Below are 19,489 nucleotides of genomic sequence, written 5' to 3'. Positions count from 1 at the left end.
CCCTGCCGACCTGCTGAGCGCGGACAGGGACAGCATGCGCCCGCTCGCCGAGCGCATGCGCCCCCGCACGCTGGATGAAATGGTGGGGCAGAAGCGTCTGCTCGCCGCCAACACGGCGCTACGGCGCGCGGTTGAATCCGGACGCGTGCATTCCATGATCCTGTGGGGACCGCCGGGGTGCGGCAAAACCACCCTGGCGTTGTTGCTGGCGCAATACGCCGACGCCGAGTTCAAAGCGATATCGGCCGTGCTTTCCGGCCTGCCGGAAGTGCGCGTGGTGTTGGCCGAAGCCGCACAGCGCTTCGCCAGCGGGCGCCGCACAGTGCTGTTCGTGGACGAGGTGCACCGGTTCAACAAGAGCCAGCAGGACGCGTTCCTGCCGCATATCGAACGCGGCACCATCATCTTTGTCGGTGCGACCACCGAAAACCCATCCTTCGAGCTGAACTCGGCGCTGCTGTCGCGCTGCCGCGTGCACGTGCTCGAATCCGTGTCGCCGGAGGACGTGGTCGAAGCCCTGCAGCGTGCGCTTGGCGACAGTGAGCGCGGGCTGGGCGGGCAGGCCATCAAGGTGTCGCCGGAGTCGTTGCTGGAAATTGCCCGTGCGGCCGATGGCGATGTGCGCCGCGCCTTGACCCTGCTGGAAATCGCCGCTGAACTGGCGGCCGATGAAGGCGGTGAGATCACCCCGGAAACGCTGCTGCAGGTGCTGGCCGACCGCACGCGTCGTTTCGACAAGGGTGGCGAGCAGTTCTATGACCAGATCTCGGCACTGCACAAGTCGGTGCGCAGCTCCAACCCGGATGGCGCGATCTATTGGCTGGCACGGATGCTCGATGGCGGTTGTGACCCGTCCTACATCCTTCGCCGGCTGACCATCATGGCGGTCGAGGACGTGGGCCTGGCCGACCCGCGTGCGCTGGAAATGGCGATCAACGTGTGGAACGCCTATGACCGCATCGGCGCGCCGGAAGGCGATATCGCGCTGTCGAACTTGGTTGTTTATCTGGCCAGTACCGCCAAATCCAATGCGGCCTACATGTCGTTGAAAGCTGCCCGTGCCGATATCGCGACGACCGGCACGCAGCCGGTGCCGATGCACCTGCGCAACGCGCCCACGCGGCTGATGAAAACGCTCGGTTACGGGCAGGGCTACCAGTACGACCACGATGTCGAAGGCGGCATCGCCCTGGACCAGACAGCATTTCCCGATGCGATGGGCGAGCGCGTCTATTACCAGCCGGTCGATCGTGGGCTGGAAATCAAGCTCAAGGAAAAGCTCGATCGCCTACGCGCCGCACGCGAGCAGGCGCGGGCACAACGCAAGCCGGGTGGCGAATGATCCTGATGCTTCCGGCTGCGGGCGGCTGAGTCCATGTGGCTTTCGTTCCTGGCCATCGGAGTGGGCGCAGCGCTGGGTGCGTGGCTGCGGTTTGGTTTGAGCGTGTGGTTGAACGCCAGCCACAACGCGATCCCCATGGGGACCTTGGTGGCCAACCTGCTGGGCGGTTACGCCATTGGGCTGGCCTTGGCCTGGTTGGCGGCACGGCCGGACCTGGCGCCGGAATGGCGATTGTTCATCGTGACCGGCCTGCTCGGCGGGCTGACCACCTTTTCCACGTTCTCCGCCGAAGTGGTGGACCTGCTGCAACGCGGACAGTTGGGCTGGAGCCTGGTCACCATCGGCCTGCATCTGGGCGGTTCGCTGTCGATGACGGCGCTGGGCTGGTGGAGCTGGCGGGTGCTGCAATGACGCGGGTTTCCAAACGTCGAAGCCATGGCGCATCATGCGCCCACCTTTGGCGGAGCGTTTGAGCAAGATGCGGCAGCAACAGGCACAGGGAAAGGCAAGCCAGTGGCTTTGAGCAACTCAGGCGCCGCCGGCACGGCGATGGCACCGGGCGTGGTCATCGGCGCCGATGTCGGGGGCACATACGCTCGGTTGGGCTGGGCTGAACTGCGTCCAGGGCAGCCGTTGCGTGTGCAGGGCTTCCGCAAGTACATCTGCGCCGACCATCCGAGCCTGGCCGCGATCCTGTGCGATTACCTGCAGGGCCTGCGCGAGGGCGCCGCTGTGCCTGCCGTGCAGCACGCGGTCGTGGCCATCGCCGGGTTGCTCGATGGCGATGAACTGCTGAATGCCAACCTGGCCTGGCCGGTGTCGCTCAGTGCGCTCCGGCAGCAGACCGGGTTGGAGACGCTGGAACTGATCAACGACTTTGCCGCCGTCGCCCAGGCCATGCCCCACGTGGCGGCGACCGACCTGCACCTGCTCTGCGGCGACGAATCGACCACTGTCGCCAGCCCGGCGCTGGTGCTGGGCCCGGGCACCGGGCTGGGTGTGGCGGTGCGCCTGGGGGGAAGTCCGTCGGCCGTGCTGCCCAGCGAAGCCGGCCATGCAGCGCTGGCTGCGGGTACGCCGCTGGAGCAGGATGTGCTGCGCCTGCTCTCGCAACAGCACACGCACGTGGACAACGAACGCGTGCTGTCCGGGCCGGGGCTGATGGCCTTGTATGCGTGCCTGTGCGAACTGCGCGGCGCTTCGGTGCGCTGGCGCAGCCCGGCCGAGCTGGTGGACGCGGGTCGCAACGGTGACCTGCTGGCCAGGGAAAGCCTCACCACCTTCTGTGCGTGGCTGGGCAGTCTTGCCGGTGACCTGGCACTGACCTTCGGTGCGCGTGCGGTGTATCTCACCGGCGGTGTTACCGGCCATCTGGCCGCCGAGTTGAGCCAGGGTGATTTCCAGCAACGTTTCCTGGCCAAGGGTGGCCTGGCGCCAGCGTTGCGGCAGGTGCCGGTATACCGTGTCGAGCACGGCGAACTGGGCGTGCTGGGTGCGCTGGCCTGGCACGCCGACCGCTTGCCCGACAACGCAACCTGACAGGAAACCGATCATGGGTACACGCAGGCAGTTCATCCAGACCTCGTTGTTGCTCGGCGCCGCTGGTGCAGCGCCAGCGTTGCGCGCTTCACCGATGGCAGCCAATGGCGCCCGGGTGGTTTCGACCTGGGATTTTGGTGTTGGCGCCAACCAGGCCGCATGGAAGGTGCTGTCGGCCGGTGGCAACGCGCTGGACGCGGTGGAGGCCGGTGCGCGCTGGGCGGAAAGCGAGCTGTGCAATCCGACTGTCGGCCGCTGTGGCAACCCGGACCGCGATGGCGTGCTCAGCCTGGACGCCAGCATCATGACTGGCGAGGGGCGTTGCGGGTCGGTGGCGGCGTTGACCGACATCCTGCACCCGGTGTCCGTCGCTCGCCGGGTGATGGAACAGACGCCGCATGTGATGCTGGTGGGCGAGGGCGCGCAGCAATTCGCTGTACAACAGGGCTTCGAACGCCAGCACCTGCTCACGCCGGAAGCCGAAAAGGCGTGGCGTGAGTGGCTCAAGACAGAACATTACGCACCGCAGATCAACGCCGAACGGCGTGGGCTACCGGGCGACAAGAATAATCACGACACGTTGGGCATGCTGGCCATCGACAGTGCCGGGCAGATGGCCGGTGCCTGCACGACCAGCGGCATGGCGTTCAAGATGCACGGCCGCGTGGGTGACAGCCCGATCATCGGCGCCGGCCTATACGTGGACAACGAAGTCGGCGCGGCCACGGCGTCGGGCATGGGCGAGGAGATGATCCGCAATGCGGCCTCGTTCCTGGTGGTCGAACTGATGCGGCAGGGGTTGTCGCCGGCCGATGCCTGCCGCGAGGCGATCGCCCGTGTGGTGCGCAAGCGCCCGGAGGCCAGTCGCACGTTGCAGGTGTGCTTCCTGGCGATGAATCGCAGCGGTGAAGTGGGCGCGTACGCGTTGCATCGCGGTTTCGTCTACGCGGTGTGTGATGCGAAGCGGCAGGACGCGTTGCTCGAATCATCCTCGGTGTACACGAGCACGCAGACGTGAGTGCGCCGTACCTGCTGGAAATCGCCTGCAATTCCGCCGCTTCGGCCGTGGCCGCGCAGGCCGGCGGTGCTGACCGGGTGGAGTTGTTCGAGAACCTGGAGCAGGGCGGCACCACGCCGTCATATGGCACCGTTGCAGTGGCCCGGGAGCGGCTGCGGATTCCGTTGTTTGTGCTGATCCGACCGCGTGCCGGCGATTTTCATTACGACGCGCTCGAAGCCGAAATCATGCTGCGCGACATCGCGCATTGCCGGCAGCTGGGCTGCGATGGCGTGGTGATCGGTGCGTTGAATGCCGACGGCGAGATCGACCTGCCGGTGTGCCGCGAACTGGTGTCGGCCGCCGGCCCGATGGGCATCACCTTCCATCGCGCATTCGATGCTGCACGCGACCTGCCAACAGCGCTGGAGCAGGTGGTGAGCCTGGGCTGCCAGCGCATTCTCAGTTCGGGTGGATGCGCCACCGCACTGGAAGGCGGGGCAGTGCTGGCGGGCCTGGTGCAACAGGCCGGTTCACGGATTGCATTGATGGCCGGTGCCGGCCTGACGGCTGACAACATCGCCAGCGTTGCCACGCGCAGTGGCTGCCGCCAGCTGCATGCCTCGGCCAAGGCCGTGCGCCACTCTGCCATGCGCTTCCAGAATCCGGCACTGCTCGGTTTGGAAAGCGATTGGCTGCAGACCGAGCAAGCGCATGTGGAAGCTCTGCGGCGGGCACTGGCTCAAGGCGAGTGAACCGGCCTACGTCTCAGCGTTGACGCCGGGCCGGGGATTTGTTCGGCAGTAGCGCGCGTGCGCCGGCGATCAACATGTCCAGCATCAGTTCCATCTGGCTGGTGCCGTACGTATCGACACCCAGTTCGGCGATCCTGCGCAGGTTTGCATAGGCGTTGGGATCGGCTTCGAGCAATGCCTGCTTCAGGGCGCGCGTGCGCGGGCGATCCGCTTCGGCAGCGGCCTGTGCGGCATCGCGCGCGTGGCTCAAGGACATTGAAATGAGTGTTGCCACCAACCGTGTTGCCGCCTCGTCGGTAAAGCCGGCAGCGTTCAAACGTTCGAACAGAACCTCGCTCGGCGCCAGCGCCCAGGCCGCGACCGAACCGCCGAACCAGAGATACTCGGCCAGGCCGCCAACGCCGCGCACACCTTCGTAGAAGCCCATTCCGTAGATTCTGCAGGCATCTTCCCAACTGCCTGCTTCGGCCACGTCGCTCGCCGAGAAGCGCGCGGAGAACGCATCCATCGCCACCAGGCCGAGCAGCGTCTGCTTGTCCTTGACGTGGTAGTTCAGCGCCTTCCTGTCCACGCTCAGGCTGTCGGCCAATGACTGCATCGAAAGCGCGTTTGCGTCGAGACGGCGCGCGGCTTCGACAATCAACTGCAGATCAAGCCCGGCGCGTTTGCCAGGCTTGCGCTGTGCGGGCGTCGTGGGCTTGGCGGTTCTGGGCATGGATTCTGGCGTGTCTCGTTGAAGGGAAGGGGGGCTCCAACTGTACCCCGCCACTACCGACTGGCGACGGGTACAGCGAAGGCGCGGCGGCGGCTGGATCTCCGGCCTGCGCCGGTTGCAGCCTTGTTGCGGCGGCACTTGACCTTGGAAAAGAACAGGAATAGCTTCCGCCGAAACATATTCCCTAGCGGGAATAAAGTCTCGGAGGAAGCGAAGTGAACGTCAATCCAGGCAAGCCTGTGCCGCAACCCAACCGGGTTGTGACCAAGGAGCGATTGCTGGGTAGCGAAAGCCGCTGGCGGCGCCATGGCGAGCCAACCCCGGCCGCAAGTGACGGGACCGTGGACGACGGTGTTTTCGGCCCCGGTTCGCTGGCATGGCAGGTGCTGCTGCATCCAGCCACCATCGTGTTCCAGACCGCCGCGCAGGCAGTGCTGCAGCTCACCTACAAGCCCATCTACGCGGGCCTGCGTGATTGGGACCCGATGTCGCGCAAGGGACGTGCGGGGCAGCTGACGATCTTCGACGTGTTCGATCGCCACCAGCGCAATTCCGGCAACCGCCTGGCTTGCGTTGCTTCGTAACCGGCTGGAATCGTTGCAACGGGCTTTCATGGCGGTTTTTCAGGTAAAAGAGATCCATGGCGGACTCGGATTGAAGACAACAGCCGACTCCAGGCGTGAGTACGCATCAACGTCCCTGCAGTGAACACTCGTTCGCACCGCGATCGAGCCTGAATGGATCTACCGAGAGGCTTCCCATGTCGTCTTCCCAGCACGCAACCTCAGCTGTCTTCCCTGGCCTGGCTCGCCACTGCCCATCAGGCACGGCGTTGAGCAGCCTCAAGGTGTTGGGGCTTGGTGCAGCGCTTTGGATGCTGGCCGTTCCTGCGGGCGCCGAGCCGTTGGTGAGTACGAGCGACGTAGAGCGTTTCTACGAGATATACGAAGCCACTGACGGCAAACCAACTGCCGAGCAACTCCAGCGCGAGTATCTGGATCAGGGCTCTGATGGCCTGAAGCACTTTGCGCGCATCCGCAAGATCACTGGCGAGCGCATCGCCAAGGCCATCCTCGACAGACCCGAGATATACGTGCGGGCACGCGAATGCGCTGTGGTGCTGCCGGCAGCCAAGGTCCGGGTGGGCGATGCATTGAATCGATTCTCGGAACTGTATTCAGCCGCTCAGTTCCCTCCTGTGACGATTTCGGTGGGGCGCGGGCGCCCCGTGGCGGTCGCTGGTCCAAGCGACGGCATCAACATCGGCTTGGAGGCATTGTGCGCAACGACCTTCATCAACCCGAACGTCGAAGACCGTTTCGTGCGTGTCATGGTCCATGAGTTCATCCATGTCCAGCAAAAACCCGAGCTGACCGACAAGACGAACCCGACGGTTCTCGATCTATCGCTTGCCGAAGGTGTGGCCGAATTCGTGACCGAACTACTCACCGGCGATGTTGCCTACGCGTACATGGCCGATCTGGTGAAGGGACGAGAGCTGGAGATCGAGACTGGATTTCAGGCAGAGATGAATTCCACCGATCTGTCGAACTGGCTGTACAACTCAACTGCTTCCGATCCTGGGGATATCGGTTACTGGGTCGGGTATCGGATCGCCAAGTCCTACTATTCCAACGCTGCGGACAAACGCCAGGCGCTCAAGGAAATCATCACGATGAGCGATGCCAAGAAGTTCCTGGCAGACAGTGGCTGGAAGCCGGGAGTCGGAGCCGAGTGAGAGATCTGCCGCCGGCGTGCGCTTTACATAATATACATTATGCGAAATTGAAGAGGCGTCGTCGGAAGCACCGCGGCCCTTATCTGCAAGCGGCGTAACCACCTGTCAGTTTTTTTAGTTCGTGTCCTTTTTGCGTTGGATCGCGCCCCCCCATTGATTTAATTAGGTATTTTCCACCGTTCATGGACACGATCCTAAGTAAACGCTAGCTCTTTGACTTCTTTTCCCTGGAGATTGCGGGCTTCAGCTTCCTCCGAAGAGCGGCTTCGATCGCTGCGGGCAATTTGGCTAGCTGTTCTTCAAGGACGTCAGACCTTGCACGTTGCTTGTCCGCTTCCTTAGATGCCTCAGCTGCTGCCTTCTGAGCAGCCTTCAAGCCCGCGGTAAGCGATTCCTCTGTGGCCACGAAGAGCTTTTCAGAGGATGCCAGCTTGGCTTTCAGGTCCTTCGCGTCCTGGCGGATCTGGTCGATCTCCCGCAGCGCACGATCCTCAACAGATCTGGCGTGTTCTATGAGACTTTCCCGCTCAGATCTGGCCAATTCTTGTAGCTCATGTAGACGGGTATCAAGCGCTTGTCTGGCGGCTTCCATTTGCTCAAGCCGTTGTTCTGTTTTAGACCGCTGTTGAAGTGACGCTGCCAGTTGGGACTGCAACTGATCCACGAGCTGGCGAAGTTCCGCCACCTGGGTCACTGCCAGACGCTCTGACTGGGCCGAGGCAGTTGCTTTGGCGTGGAGCTCGGAAGCCTCCTCGGCAAAAGTCTGCTGTTGCGCCCGCAGCTCGTCGTACTCGACGGCAAGCGTTTGCCTGGCATCGGTGAGCTCCTCGAGAATCGACTCGCGGGCATGCTGTAATGCCAATGCCCACCACTGCCCGGCCAACTCGGCCAATGCTGCTGGCGCGTCCTTCAAATCTGGCCGCTTCGGCTGCAGCCGGAGGCCCAGATTTTTCCACCAGGTCTCGAGCCAGCGCGTCACAGTGTTAGGCGAGCCGGTACCCAGATGGGCACGGATGCGCTCCACCGTGGGCCGCTCGCCATTGGCCACCAGTGCGTCGGCGGCGGTGTGAACATCGGATTCGGTGATGCCGCGGGCCATGCTGATGTCTCCTAGATCGGCGCCCTACTCTGTTGTTTCCGTACTCGTGATAAGTGATGATTATCGCTAGTGCGGACACTTTTTCATAATGTACATTACATATTATGAAGCGAAATATCACATCTCTGGCCGTACCTGCTACCGCCACCAGCTTGGTACTGCCCGAGCAATTGGCGCAGCAGGCCGCAGACGCGGTGCGGGAGCTGCTGGCCGAGGCGGCTGCCGCTAACACCACCCGCAGCTACGCCACCGCTCTGCGGTACTGGGCCGGCTGGCACCAAGGGCGCTACGGACTCGAGCTGGTGCTACCGGTCAGCGAGGCTGTGGTGATCCAGTTTCTGGTCGACCATATCCAGCGTAGAAGCAAGACAGAGCTCGTCAGCGAGCTACCGCCGGCGCTGGATCAGGCCTTGGTCGCCGCTGGGCTCAAGGCCAGAATCGGGTCGCTGAAGCTCTCAACGGTAGTCCAGCGTGTGGCCGTGCTGTCCACGGCCCACAAACTCAAGCGACTGACTAATCCGTGCGAGCTGCCCAGTGTTAGGACGCTGCTGAGCCGCGCGCGCCGAGCCTCAGTCAAACGCGGTGAGCGGCCGACCAAGAAGACCGCCATTACGCGTCCCGAGCTCGAGGCCATGCTGGCGACTTGTGATTGCACTTTGGAAGGACTGCGTGACCGTGCCCTACTCTGCTTTGGCTTTGCCAGTGGTGGACGCCGCCGTAGCGAAATCGCCGCTGCGGACATGCGCGACCTGCGCAAGGTCGGCGAAGACGGCTACATCTATCGGCTTGAGTATTCGAAAACCCAGCAGGCCGGGGTCACAGTGGACTCAACGCCGGACAAGCCAATTCTCGGTCGCAGCGCTGAGGCTCTGGCAGCCTGGCTCGAAGCCGCTGGGATCAATGACGGGGCTATCTTTCGGCGTATCTGGAAGGACCGGGTGGGGCCTGCCCTGCTCCCGGGCTCGGTGGCCTCAATCGTGAAGCGGCGCGCGCGTTTGGCCGGGCTGGAGGGGGACTTCGGGGCGCACAGTTTGCGCTCGGGGTTTGTCACCGAGGCCGGCAGGCAGGGCGTGCCATTGCCGGCGGTGATGGCGATGACGGAGCATCGGTCGGTAGCGAGCGTGATCGGGTATTTTCAAGCCGGTGCGGCCGAGGACAACCCTGCGGCACGATTGCTGAAGTAGTTTTTGTTAGCCGATGTGTGCCAGACCCGGGGAGTCGTTAGATCTGCAATATGACAAGTAAACCCCGTGAACGAAACAAGCACGCATCCACGATAAGGCACAGATTCTCGTCCAGGTGGCGGCAGGCGCCACTATCGCATTCGCTACTCCGCCACAGAAAGTCACCCGGCCCTTAGAGGGCCTACATTCGGCCGGTATACTCTGCCGGGGAGACAGGCAATCGTGACAGGAGCGATTGGGTGAGTCGGGATCGGGATATCGAGCGCACGATCAGGGACGGCGAACGCAACCAGGATGCCAAACACCTGATCCACAACTGGTGCCGTCATGCCCGTGTGGAGAAGTTCGGCGGCACGGGCCTGATCGAGATGGAAACCGGCCTACCCATCGGACACCACTCCATGGTGTGCGATTTCGCCACGGCTTCGGGAATGGCGACCTGGTTGCTGGAAGAATCCGCAGTGCGCTTCCATGACGCCCATTGCGTGGGTTGCTCGCATCGCGTGCCGGTCGCGCTGCCCAACCTCGCTATGCTGGTGGCGCAACGCGACGCCGATCGCGAAGACGCACAGGCGCGTGCGCAGGAAGCACAACGCGCCAAGGAGGCGGCCCTGCAGGCTCGCGCGACCGTCCGCGCGGAGCTGGGGACGATCTTGCCGGTCCTGGCCAAGACCTTCATGGACGATCTAGACCGTCTCGATACTGATCGCGACGAACAAGCGGCGACCCGTGTTATCGAGAGCGCCCGACTGGCGCCGGAAATCCTCGTGCCAGCGCTTACCGAGTATCTGTTCTCGGTACTGGAAGGCGACGACCACTGGCTCGACGCGCCCGGACTGACCCTTCTGGCCGACACACCCGACCAACCTCGACTGATCCGCTGCGCGATGAAGTGCCTGCGAGAGGGGTATGTACTCGACCTCGCCGCTGCGACGGTGATGCAGCGACTGGACCACATCGATGCAGCCGACGTCCCCGGGGCGGTCATCGGTCTGGCGTACGTCGCGACGCCACCCCGCTCGGAGTTCGGCCACCCGCACCGCGACGACGGCGATCCGAGACCGTTGAACCAATTGGCGGAGCGCTTTCCCGAGGCCGTCGAGCGCGGCCTGCTCGCCTTGCTCACGCGCCGCGATCAACTCCGGGTGGGCGTGACCACCCGGGCCATGGGTCTGCTGATCGCTCGAAGCGAGCGTTGGATCCGGCCCTTTCTGCGTCCGTTGGCTGGGCACCTGTCCCGGCTGGACGTCCTGGTCGAGATCGAGCGCGATTCCGAGCTGCGCAATATCGCCCATGACCTCCAGGTGGCTTTGGCCAGTGCTTTCTTGGCCGCGCCCGACTTGACCGATGAGGAACTAATGCGCCAGTTCGAGAGTGCCTCGGACGAAGGCGAAGGCCGCGTGGCGGGAGTCTACGAGCACGTGCTGCATTTTGCGCATCGCACTCGTGACACACCGCTCGTTGTGGGGCCAGCCCACACCCATGCGCTCGTCGTGGCGATTCGACGGCTGGCTGTGCTGTCGGCGACCTCGGAAAACAGCGACGTTACCCAGCAGGTCCTGAGTGCGTTTCGACATCCGAGTGCCACGCTCGCACAGGCCGCAAAGGCTGCGATGGATTTGCTGCTGGGCACTGCCGCATTACTCGATTCCAAGCTGCAGGCGCCAGAGCCAGAGCCCAGCGTCCTCACGCCGCCCCATCCGCTGGCGGGAATGGAGAAAGCCAACCGCCGCTCGAATCTGTGGTATCTGCGTGCTGCACTGCTCGGGTTGGCCGTCCACGGCGCGCTCGCCGATGCCGAGGGACTGGCCCGCTTTGAGGCGTTTCTCAGCCAGCGCGGCCTCCTAGGCGATTCGTTCGAGGCGGCGATCGTGCGCGAGATCGCTCCGCTGCTCGCGACCAGCGCAGGGCTTAAGGCCATGCTGCCTTACTTGTACGGCGCGATGGTCGGTGCCTCGGTCGGCGGCCGCGCCGCGGCCGCCGACGCACTCAAGGACATCGGCAGCCAGCGATTCGCCGATCTGCCAGACCTGGTCGCCGACAGCCTAGTTCTGATGCTCTTCGATCCTTACGTTGTCGTGCACAAGGCGGCGGTGCAAGCGCTGGGGCGACTTCGGCTTCCGGCCCACTTCCATCGCTTGGTGGGCGCCGCCCTGGATAACCTCATCGTCGCCTATCGACATGGCAATGATTCCGAGTTCCTGCTCAAGTGCATTGAGGCGAAGGTGGCGACGTACCGAGGCGAAGGCACTGTACCCCAGGAGCAGGGCCAGGTCCTGCTGGCCCTGATCGCGGAGCTGGAGCCGTCGGTGCTCTTGCGTAGCGGACACCGTTACTCCCTCAGGCAGCTTCAGCACCTCGACGGATGGGCGGCGTTGGTGTTGGGTTGGGTCGCCCAATGTCGGGAAGACTACGAACTCGAGCATGCGCTGGAACTGGCGACGGATCTTCCCCTAGGCGCGTGCGCGCCCCACGTCCCGGCGATTCTGGAGGCGGTAGCGACCGACCCGACCGACCTCCAGCTGTGCTGTACATTCGTGGAGCTGCTCTCGCGCGATCGTGCCTGGCTGGGCGCTACGAAGGTCGCCGCGTTACATGTGGCCGCCTTCCCCAACACCGTGCGCGAACGCGTGCGCCGACTGCGGGCGCAGCAGCTCGAGCGCCGAATCCGCTTCGAATACTTGATCAGCGAGCGCCAACTGGAAGAGGCCTTGGCTCTGGGTCAAGCCTGGCTGCAGACCCACGCCGAGTTGGCACAACTGTTCGAGAACGATGAAAAATTCCCTCTCTTCTGAATCCTTGCAGCCGCGCCTACAGGCCGTGGAGGCCTTGGCGGCGATCGCCCAGGGTAAGTGGCCGCCCCATGATCTGAAGGCGCTGGCTGTGGCCCTGGACTCGGTGTCGGTGGCCTTGTCTAGCGCGGCGGCCGCAACGGCATACAACGCCTTCGGCGGCATCGTGCGCATCGTCGATATGCTGGCGCATTGGCGCCGAGCCGTCCTCGACGCCGAGCCGGATGCCGATCGGTATCTGCGCAGCGCCCACGAGCGTCACCGCCTGTGGTTGGACGACTACGGCCACAGCGATGCCGCGGCGGATCTGTGTGCGGCCGCAGAAGGCCTGGCAAGTCTGGAATCGATTAATCAGGTCGCCGACATCGCCCGGGCGCTGACCGCCGTGCCGCTACCCATCGGCATCTTCGCGCAGCCGGTACGACCGGACTGGGCCATCAATGCGGACTTGGCTGCGCCGAAAGAGGAACCGCAGGTCGACCTGACCGTGGCGTTCTTGAAGTTCCAGTTCGACGGCCAGCCTGCCGCGGAAGTACACCAGCTGGCGGCGCGGGAAGTTCACGATCTCGAGATCGAAGTGCGTGTGTCGCGCTGGCCGCAAGACAAGCGAGAGCTACGGCTTACGCCCATCTCCGTCGAGCCGAAGTCGACCTATGACTTCCCCAGCTTTCAGTTCGAAAAGCCTGCCGGCGAGGCGCCGTACACGATGCGGCAAAGTGGTCGCGCCGCCTTGCTCCTACCCCAAGGCATGCAGGCGCGCCCCTTCGAGTTCAAATACACGGCCGAGTTCATCCCCGAACGGGGGGATCAACCGGTGGCCGTCGTGGGGCACCGCACGCTGATCGTTGACGGTGCCGACGTCACGAAGCTACAGATCTGCGGTTACCCAGGGCTGGACAAAACGCTGTTCGCACTTCGGGAGGCGCTGCGTCGCCGCCCAGGCGTACCGCAAGCGGAAACTACCGATGCACTACTCGTGCTCGCCACGCTCTGCAATTTGGCTGGCCGCGCGGTTCAGGACGCCGAGTTTAGCGGGCGATGGGACGAAGCTATGTTTCAACGCCACGTGCGCGCAGAGTTACGTCGCCACCCACCGATAGGCGCGGAGCTGGACGAACACGCCCATGCCGCCGGCGGCATCACCGATTTGTCATTGCGCGGATTACCGATCGAACTCAAGGCCGTCGACAAGCTGATCAGCTCTATCGACCAGTGCGAACCGTTCTTCGCCCAAACTGGCAGCTATGCCGTCGCCAAGTCCAAGCGCACGGCGATATTGTGCGTGCTCGACAGCAGCAGCAAGAAGACGGCGCCGGTGCCGCCCGAGATGCTACTGGACATCCGCACCGTAGCCAGTGGCGAAGTGTCGATCTGCGTGCTGGTTATCCAGGGCAATCTGGCTCGGCCGAGCGCGTTGTCGCGCTAAGGACGACGCGTAGGATTTGCCCTCATGCGCCAAGGATCGCAGATACCTAAACGCCCCGTGGGGCAATCTGCTCTTGGCGGGCAGATCTTCCCTACCCCCGATAAATCCACCTAATCCCCTGCCCCGTCGATGTCCACTTCCGGCCAAAAGCTGCTGTTCCCAACCCACCGAGATCTACTCGCAACAGAGGTTGTGTGAAAACCCTTGCGCGTTCGCGCGGGTAATATTGGCCACAAACGCTCTGGTCCCTTCCGAGACCAACGGCGAAATTGCCTCCTCCATCGCATCCGGCAGGAAGTCACTGATCCACACAAGGCGACACGTTGTTGAGCCCTCTGCAACAATCTGCATCGACGCGGAGTGATGCTCGAACATCTCATCCAACACCGTGTATGCAACGCGACGACGGCGCTCATCAATGCAGATGATCCGCTCGCGGACCGTCATCCCATTGCTGAACTGCAATTGCCGAACATCTCCGTCCAGTTGCCCATCAACCAGCACAGGCGCAAACAGCTCATGTGCCTGGCCCACCCGACGCAGCGCATCCCAAGCCACTTCCGCCGGTACGTCCAGCGTTTGCTCACTGTAGATCGTAGCCATTATTCAGTCACTCCTCTGATGTTTCCCACTCTGGGTTCAAGTGCACAGCCGAACTCTCGTCCGGCACAATTCCTAGTTACCGCCACTCGGTGACCTGATGGGCGGTTAATGAAACTTAGGCGCTGTGATTCGCCTTGGGGTCAGTAGGCTCCGAACAACCTCAACCGACTGTAGGGATGCATGCGACGCGAAGCAGACCGTTTTGGCCGGTGAGCTACTGAGCGATTCGGATTACTCGACCCTGTGCCAGACAGAAATTGGAATGCTCCCATCCTGTCGGGGCGGAACTTTGTAACGCAGCTCACTGCCATCCAGGGTGTACTGACGTCTCTGAATCGTCCCTTCCCAATTGGGAAATGACGAGCCTTCGATCGAAAACACCAATATCCCGGCCCGGTCGTCGATTGTCATAGTGCCGTAGTGGGTACTGCTGCCCATGACTGCAGACCTCATTTCGTCGGCGCTGCCATCGGATTTGTTTTCACTGGCGAAACGCACGCGCTCGGATTTGAAGATCTGCAACGAGTACCGCCCCGTGGCATCGACGATGAGTCTGCCCTTGGGTCTTTCGCCATAGTCCCGCGTTGTCTCTCCCGTCTGTAAAACTTTATCGGCGGCAACCAAAGTCCAGACGCCTTGAAGTGGAAATACACGCGTAGCTGCTTGCACATCTCGCGCAGCGAACCCTGCCAGCACTGCGACAAGCGCGCAGGTCATTTTGCTCACAATGGTATTCCTTATGGTTGGCGTCTTGCCTGCCCATCCTAAGGCGCTTGAATGATTCGAAAAATGCATCTACAAATATATCTGTCATTTCGAAATCGAATCTTCCAAGATGAAGGCCATTGATGTGGATGCTGTCAGGGCATTCCTGCTCGCGGCAGACTTAAAAAGCTTCACCCAGGCAGCCAATGTGCTGGGGACCACGCAGTCCGCAGTAAGTCTCAAATTGCGGCGCCTGGAAGATCAACTCGGGCGTCGGCTGCTGGAACGCACGCCACGCCATGTGCGCTTATCCGCTGAGGGCTTGGCCTTTCAGGGTGCAGCTCGCGAGTTGGTATCGTCACACGACCGCGCAGCCGCTGCCTTCACCACTGAACAGCGCCGATTGGCGATCGGTATCAACCAACTACTGGTCGGCGGCGAGTTACCAACCCTATTGCGGCAGATGCGGGATCATGATCCTGGTCTCTTGGTGGAGATGCGTATTGCCGGTACCAAGGAGCTCTTGCAAAGCCTAGAACAAGGACATCTCGACGCTGCGTTGGTGCTGCGCCCAGAGGGTAATGAAAAGCGCGGAAAGTTGGCATTTACGGAAACCTTTTCATGGTTCGGCGCGCATGACTGGAAGCAGCCAGCTGGCCAACCGCTGCTGCTGGCGACCCAAGGCGAGGCATGCAGCATTCGAACCGAGGCAGTGCGTGCGCTTGACCGGGCCGGCATTGAATGGCGCGAAGTTTTTGTCGGAAAAGGTGCTGCGATCCTCGGTGCCGCCGCAGTTGCGGGTCTCGCGGTTGCGGTACTGGCGTGTCGCGCGGCGCCTTCGGGTGTAGTCGACATGACGGGAGTGCTTTCGCTGCCCCGCATTCGTTCGCAGGAGGTGATGCTCTATAGCAACCTGACCGACCGACGGACGCGCGAAGCATTACGCGTGTTTTCTCTAGCCTTCCATTGAATCGTCCTGCCTTTCACACACACGGGATGTCCGCAATGGATCGCATCACGCCTTGCTTCTTGGCGAAGGAGAAACCTGACCAACCCTTCAACTGGAGTTGGTCATGGTAATTTTTCGGACATCACAGGCCCACAAACCTTGAAACAAGGGAAAGCTGATCGGTCAGAAGGCCCCGCTCAAGCTGAAAGACATCTGGGCCATCCGAATCGGGCTTCAACTCGGCAACAAGGTCCGTGACCTTGCCCTGTTCAACCTGGCGATCGATTCCAAGATCCGCGCCTGCGACCTAGTGACGCTGTGGGTAGCCTGCCAGCCCTTCGCTGACATGCAGGTCGGCGGCCATCGGCGTCAGCAGGCTCACGGGCATGAACTCCGACGCGATCAGCGCGAACACGCACAGCGTCATGGCGAGCACACCGCCCCAGTGGGCGGGGCGCGCCGTGGCCTCGTATTGGCCGGTGACTGCCGGAACGTCCATCAAGGTGGTCATTGCGCGGCCAGGTTCTGCCGGAAGAAGGCCGTCAGCTTGTCAAACGGAATCACGTCCACGCGGTCGTACAGATCCGTGTGGTTCGCGCCCGGGATGATCATCAGCTCCTTCGGCTGCACCGCGGCCGCGTAGGCGGTTTCGCTGAAGTAGCGCGAATGCGCCTTTTCGCCATGGATGAACAGGATGGGGCGCGGCGCGATCTCCTTGATGTAGGTCAGCAGCGGCATGTTCATGAACGACAGCGGATTGGTGAGCCTCCACGAGCCGTTCGAGTTGACGGACCGCGGATGGAAGCCGCGCGGCGTCTTGTAGTAGTCGTGGTAGTCCACCAGAAATTGCGCTTCGCCTCCCTTCAATTCGTTCATGGCCGGGCCATGCGCGGGAGCGCCCTTCTCTGCATCCTGCCAACGTTGCCGGCTCAGTTGCTCCAGGATTTGCGTGCGCTGCTCGAGGGTCACGCCGTCGTTATAGCCCTTAGACATGACGCGCGTCATGTCGTACATGGTGCTGGTCGCGATGGCCTTGACGCGCTTGTCGACGGCGGCCGCATTGAGTGCCATGCCGCCCCAGCCACAGATGCCGAGGATGCCGATGCGTTCGCGGTCGACGTTGGCTTGCAGCCCGAGGAAATCGACGGCGGCGCTGAAATCTTCGGTATTGATGTCGGGAGATGCGACATTGCGCGGCTCGCCGCCGCTTTCGCCGGTATATGACGGATCGAACGCCAGGGTGACGAAACCGCGCTCGGCCATCGTTTGCGCATACAGACCTGACGATTGTTCCTTCACCGCTCCGAACGGGCCACCCACCGCGATCGCTGCCAGCTTGCCGCTGGCGTTCTTCGGCTGGTACAGGTCGGCCGCCAGGGTGATCCCGTAGCGGTTCTTGAACGTCACCTTCCGGTGGTCGACCTTGTCGCTTCTCGGGAACACCTTGTCCCAGTCCTGCGTCAGCGTCATGGTGTTTCCTCCTGAGGTTGGGACGTCTTGGGCGCTGGCGGCAAGGGGCGACAAGGCCAATATCAGTGCGGCGGACAGTGCGAATGCCTTCATTTGAATCTCCTTGCCGTGGTCGGGAGACCACCATTTCCTGGCCAGTCTGGCGCCGCGTCGCTTCAGCGACTAGGTACTGATTACTGAATGCATCTATTAGCTCTGCTAATTTATGTGTGTGGCACACTGGCTTCCATGGCTAGGAGCAACCTCAACGATTTGCTTGCCTTCGTCACCGTCGCACGCGAGGGCAGCTTCACGCGTGCTGCCGCCCAATTGGGGGTCACCCAATCGGGCGTCAGCCAGGCGGTCAGCGGCCTGGAGGCGCGGATGCAGATCCGCCTGCTGACCCGCACCACGCGCAGCGTGGCGCCAACGCCGGCCGGCGAGCGCCTGATGCGGGCGATTGGGCATCGCTTTGACGAAATCGAGGCCGAGCTCGATGCCATTACCGAACTGCGCGAGAAACCCGCCGGGACGGTACGCATCACCTGCGGCGACCACGTGCTGCGCACCACGTTGTTGCCGAAGCTCGCGCCGCTGATGCTTCAGTACCCCGACATCCATATCGAGTTCGATGTCTCCTATGGCTTACGGAACATCGTGGCGGATCGTTTCGATGCCGGCGTGCGGATGGGCGAGGAGATCGACAAGGACATGATCGCCATGCCGATCGGGCCCAGGTTACGCATGGCGGCGGTCGCATCGCCCGCATACTGGGAAAAGCATCCTCCGCCGAAGACGCCACGGGACCTGGTCGCGCATCGCTGCATCAACATCCGGTTCCCGACCCATGGCGGACTCTACGCGTGGGAATTCGAGCGAGCTGGTCGGCAACATAACGTGCGGGTGGAAGGACAGGTCACCTTCAACGCCAGCCACCATATCGTCGCGGCTGCGCTGGAGGGCTTGGGCATCGCCTACCTGCCCGAAGACGAGTTCGCGCCGCATCTCGAATCAGGCGAACTCGTAAGGGTGCTTGCGCGGTGGTGCCCGCCATTCCCTGGATACCACCTGTACTACCCCAGTCGGAGGCAGCCATCACCTGCCTTCCGGTTGGTGGTCGATGCGCTGCGTGCCTGAGTCCGCTTTGAGTCGAATGGCGCCCCTCACTACCCTTGGTAAATCTCCCTAATCCCAAATCGCCCAAGCTGCCTCGGCCAACATCTGATACTTCCAAGCTGCGGATATTGGTGGGTCTTTGGCTTTGAGCTCAATCCCCAAGCCAACAGCAACTTGACTGCATCCAAGCATATTAAAGTCAAAAGAGCACCTTCCGCCTCCAAAAAGCATTGGCATGTTCACGCTGCTGATCGGTGGGTTGCTTGCTGTGCTGATCAACATGCTGTTCGTCACACCGCGTGGAAACTCAGCACCGATACACCCCAAGCGATCCGACAAGCATTTATCGCTTCACATCACGTTCCGGCGCCAATACATGGATAACTTCCCCAGCAGCGTCCAGGAATTCGATGGCGCCATGTCCCTCCTCTGTCACGGTGATCCGTACTCTGGGCTGGTTGTCGCCATCTGCAAGAGCGATTGCCGGCGTGCCATCGGAGCCGACACTTAGCTTGACGCGCGTGGGAGCCTCCACGCCTGGTACGAGTCGATTGCCAATACCCGGCTCGCGGATCAGCGCGGGAGCTTGATTGATGACGAACATCACCGAGCCATCTGGCGAAACGCGCCAACCCGCTGCATCCATCGCCGGGTGGTCCAAAGCTAGTACAGCTGTGGTCCCGCCCGGCGTATCTGCAACACCGAAGCCACCGCGCTCACTTCCTTCAGCGTCATACAAGATCATCCCGGCGACTCCGAAGGCGCGCTTGTATTGGGTGCCGTCGATGATTGGTGGTGGTGTGTTGGCTGAAAGCGTCATCCGGATGGTGCCATCGTCACCTACGATATCTATTCGCTTTGCGGTTATACGTTCATGGTCGATCATATCGACGCGTATCTGCGGGTCATCGTCGAGGATGATGCTCTGTATCGTTTCGAGGGAAGGCCGCTTCACCTCTTTCAACGCTTCAGCGTGAAGCATCGGCGGGATGCACAACAGCGCAATAGCTTGTAAAGCCCTATACATGGCGGCAAGTCTGGACATGCGAAACCTCATTCAATAGTGAAGGGATTGGACTG

The 19,489-nt window shown here is 62.3% G+C and carries 18 protein-coding genes and 1 pseudogene; 12 read left to right on the top strand and 7 right to left on the bottom strand.

Annotated elements, in window-relative coordinates:
* Positions 1-34: 34 nt before the first annotated feature.
* The 5 genes from LR961_RS10080 to LR961_RS10060 all read left to right on the top strand — a co-directional run bounded on the left by LR961_RS10080 (position 35) and on the right by LR961_RS10060 (position 4,633).
* A complete protein-coding gene (locus tag LR961_RS10080) occupies positions 35-1,342 on the top strand; it encodes a replication-associated recombination protein A (RefSeq protein WP_232149304.1) in 1,308 nt (435 codons plus the stop codon).
* A gap of 33 nt (positions 1,343-1,375) precedes the next feature.
* Entirely contained in the window at positions 1,376-1,753 is a 378-nt protein-coding gene (crcB, locus tag LR961_RS10075) for a fluoride efflux transporter CrcB (protein WP_232148731.1), read from the top strand.
* 138 nt (positions 1,754-1,891) lie between these two features.
* Positions 1,892-2,881, top strand: coding sequence for a glucokinase (locus LR961_RS10070; RefSeq protein ID WP_269670703.1), 990 nt, complete (start codon positions 1,892-1,894; stop codon positions 2,879-2,881).
* Positions 2,882-2,894: 13 nt separating this feature from the next.
* On the top strand, positions 2,895-3,899 hold the full coding sequence (locus LR961_RS10065; protein WP_232148728.1) for a N(4)-(beta-N-acetylglucosaminyl)-L-asparaginase: 1,005 nt from the start codon (positions 2,895-2,897) through the stop codon (positions 3,897-3,899).
* Positions 3,896-4,633: a copper homeostasis protein CutC gene (locus tag LR961_RS10060; protein ID WP_232148727.1), complete on the top strand. Its 738-nt coding sequence runs from the start codon at positions 3,896-3,898 to the stop codon at positions 4,631-4,633. The genes LR961_RS10065 and LR961_RS10060 overlap by 4 nt, the downstream gene beginning before the upstream one ends.
* A 13-nt stretch (positions 4,634-4,646) precedes the next feature.
* Here LR961_RS10060 and LR961_RS10055 read toward each other — a convergent pair whose 3' ends face one another.
* Positions 4,647-5,348, bottom strand: a complete 702-nt coding sequence (locus LR961_RS10055; RefSeq protein ID WP_232148726.1) for a hypothetical protein — start codon at positions 5,346-5,348, stop codon at positions 4,647-4,649.
* A 215-nt stretch (positions 5,349-5,563) separates the two neighbouring features.
* On the opposite strand from LR961_RS10055, the gene LR961_RS10050 reads away from it, so the two are divergent.
* Positions 5,564-5,932 carry a hypothetical protein gene (locus LR961_RS10050; protein ID WP_232148725.1) on the top strand — a complete coding sequence of 123 codons (369 nt, stop codon included), beginning with the start codon at positions 5,564-5,566 and terminating at the stop codon, positions 5,930-5,932.
* Between the two features lie 248 nt (positions 5,933-6,180).
* Positions 6,181-7,086 (top strand): DUF2268 domain-containing putative Zn-dependent protease, encoded by a 906-nt coding sequence (locus LR961_RS10045; protein WP_232148724.1) that lies wholly within the window; start codon positions 6,181-6,183, stop codon positions 7,084-7,086.
* A gap of 205 nt (positions 7,087-7,291) precedes the next feature.
* Here LR961_RS10045 and LR961_RS10040 read toward each other — a convergent pair whose 3' ends face one another.
* Positions 7,292-8,185, bottom strand: a complete 894-nt coding sequence (locus LR961_RS10040; protein ID WP_232148723.1) for a DNA-binding protein — start codon at positions 8,183-8,185, stop codon at positions 7,292-7,294.
* A 104-nt stretch (positions 8,186-8,289) separates the two neighbouring features.
* Here LR961_RS10040 and LR961_RS10035 point away from each other — a divergent pair, with 104 nt between their 5' ends.
* The 3 genes from LR961_RS10035 to LR961_RS10025 all read left to right on the top strand — a co-directional run bounded on the left by LR961_RS10035 (position 8,290) and on the right by LR961_RS10025 (position 13,587).
* Complete coding sequence (locus tag LR961_RS10035; RefSeq protein ID WP_232148722.1) at positions 8,290-9,369, top strand: site-specific integrase; 1,080 nt, start codon at positions 8,290-8,292, stop codon at positions 9,367-9,369.
* Positions 9,370-9,608: 239 nt separating this feature from the next.
* Positions 9,609-12,164: a hypothetical protein gene (locus LR961_RS10030; RefSeq protein WP_232148721.1), complete on the top strand. Its 2,556-nt coding sequence runs from the start codon at positions 9,609-9,611 to the stop codon at positions 12,162-12,164.
* Positions 12,142-13,587: a hypothetical protein gene (locus LR961_RS10025; protein WP_232148719.1), complete on the top strand. Its 1,446-nt coding sequence runs from the start codon at positions 12,142-12,144 to the stop codon at positions 13,585-13,587. The genes LR961_RS10030 and LR961_RS10025 overlap by 23 nt, the downstream gene beginning before the upstream one ends.
* A 174-nt stretch (positions 13,588-13,761) precedes the next feature.
* On the opposite strand, the gene LR961_RS10020 is transcribed toward LR961_RS10025, so the two are convergent.
* Together LR961_RS10020 and LR961_RS10015 are read right to left on the bottom strand one after the other, a co-directional pair.
* Positions 13,762-14,190 (bottom strand): SRPBCC family protein, encoded by a 429-nt coding sequence (locus tag LR961_RS10020; protein WP_232148717.1) that lies wholly within the window; start codon positions 14,188-14,190, stop codon positions 13,762-13,764.
* A 231-nt stretch (positions 14,191-14,421) separates the two neighbouring features.
* Positions 14,422-14,907: a lipocalin-like domain-containing protein gene (locus LR961_RS10015; protein WP_232149303.1), complete on the bottom strand. Its 486-nt coding sequence runs from the start codon at positions 14,905-14,907 to the stop codon at positions 14,422-14,424.
* 118 nt (positions 14,908-15,025) lie between these two features.
* On the opposite strand from LR961_RS10015, the gene LR961_RS10010 reads away from it, so the two are divergent.
* The gene (locus LR961_RS10010; protein ID WP_232148715.1) at positions 15,026-15,865 is read left to right on the top strand and encodes a LysR family transcriptional regulator; all 840 of its coding nucleotides are present in this window, start codon (positions 15,026-15,028) and stop codon (positions 15,863-15,865) included.
* 304 nt (positions 15,866-16,169) lie between these two features.
* Here the strand turns inward: LR961_RS10010 and LR961_RS10005 are convergent.
* Both LR961_RS10005 and LR961_RS10000 read right to left on the bottom strand, forming a co-directional pair.
* Positions 16,170-16,355 (bottom strand): annotated as a pseudogene (locus LR961_RS10005) (MFS transporter); the annotation flags it as partial.
* The gene (locus tag LR961_RS10000) at positions 16,352-17,407 is read right to left on the bottom strand and encodes an alpha/beta hydrolase (RefSeq protein ID WP_232148714.1); all 1,056 of its coding nucleotides are present in this window, start codon (positions 17,405-17,407) and stop codon (positions 16,352-16,354) included. The pseudogene LR961_RS10005 and the gene LR961_RS10000, both read right to left, overlap by 4 nt.
* Before the next feature lie 135 nt (positions 17,408-17,542).
* Between LR961_RS10000 and LR961_RS09995 the strand changes: the two genes are divergently transcribed.
* A complete protein-coding gene (locus tag LR961_RS09995) occupies positions 17,543-18,430 on the top strand; it encodes a LysR family transcriptional regulator (RefSeq protein ID WP_232148713.1) in 888 nt (295 codons plus the stop codon).
* 322 nt (positions 18,431-18,752) lie between these two features.
* On the opposite strand, the gene LR961_RS09990 is transcribed toward LR961_RS09995, so the two are convergent.
* Positions 18,753-19,454 carry a hypothetical protein gene (locus LR961_RS09990; protein WP_232148712.1) on the bottom strand — a complete coding sequence of 234 codons (702 nt, stop codon included), beginning with the start codon at positions 19,452-19,454 and terminating at the stop codon, positions 18,753-18,755.
* Positions 19,455-19,489: the final 35 nt, after the last annotated feature.

This window comes from Stenotrophomonas sp. SY1 (genome assembly GCF_021202945.1).
GTDB lineage: Bacteria > Pseudomonadota > Gammaproteobacteria > Xanthomonadales > Xanthomonadaceae > Stenotrophomonas.
This window is presented reverse-complemented; position numbering and strand designations above follow the sequence as displayed.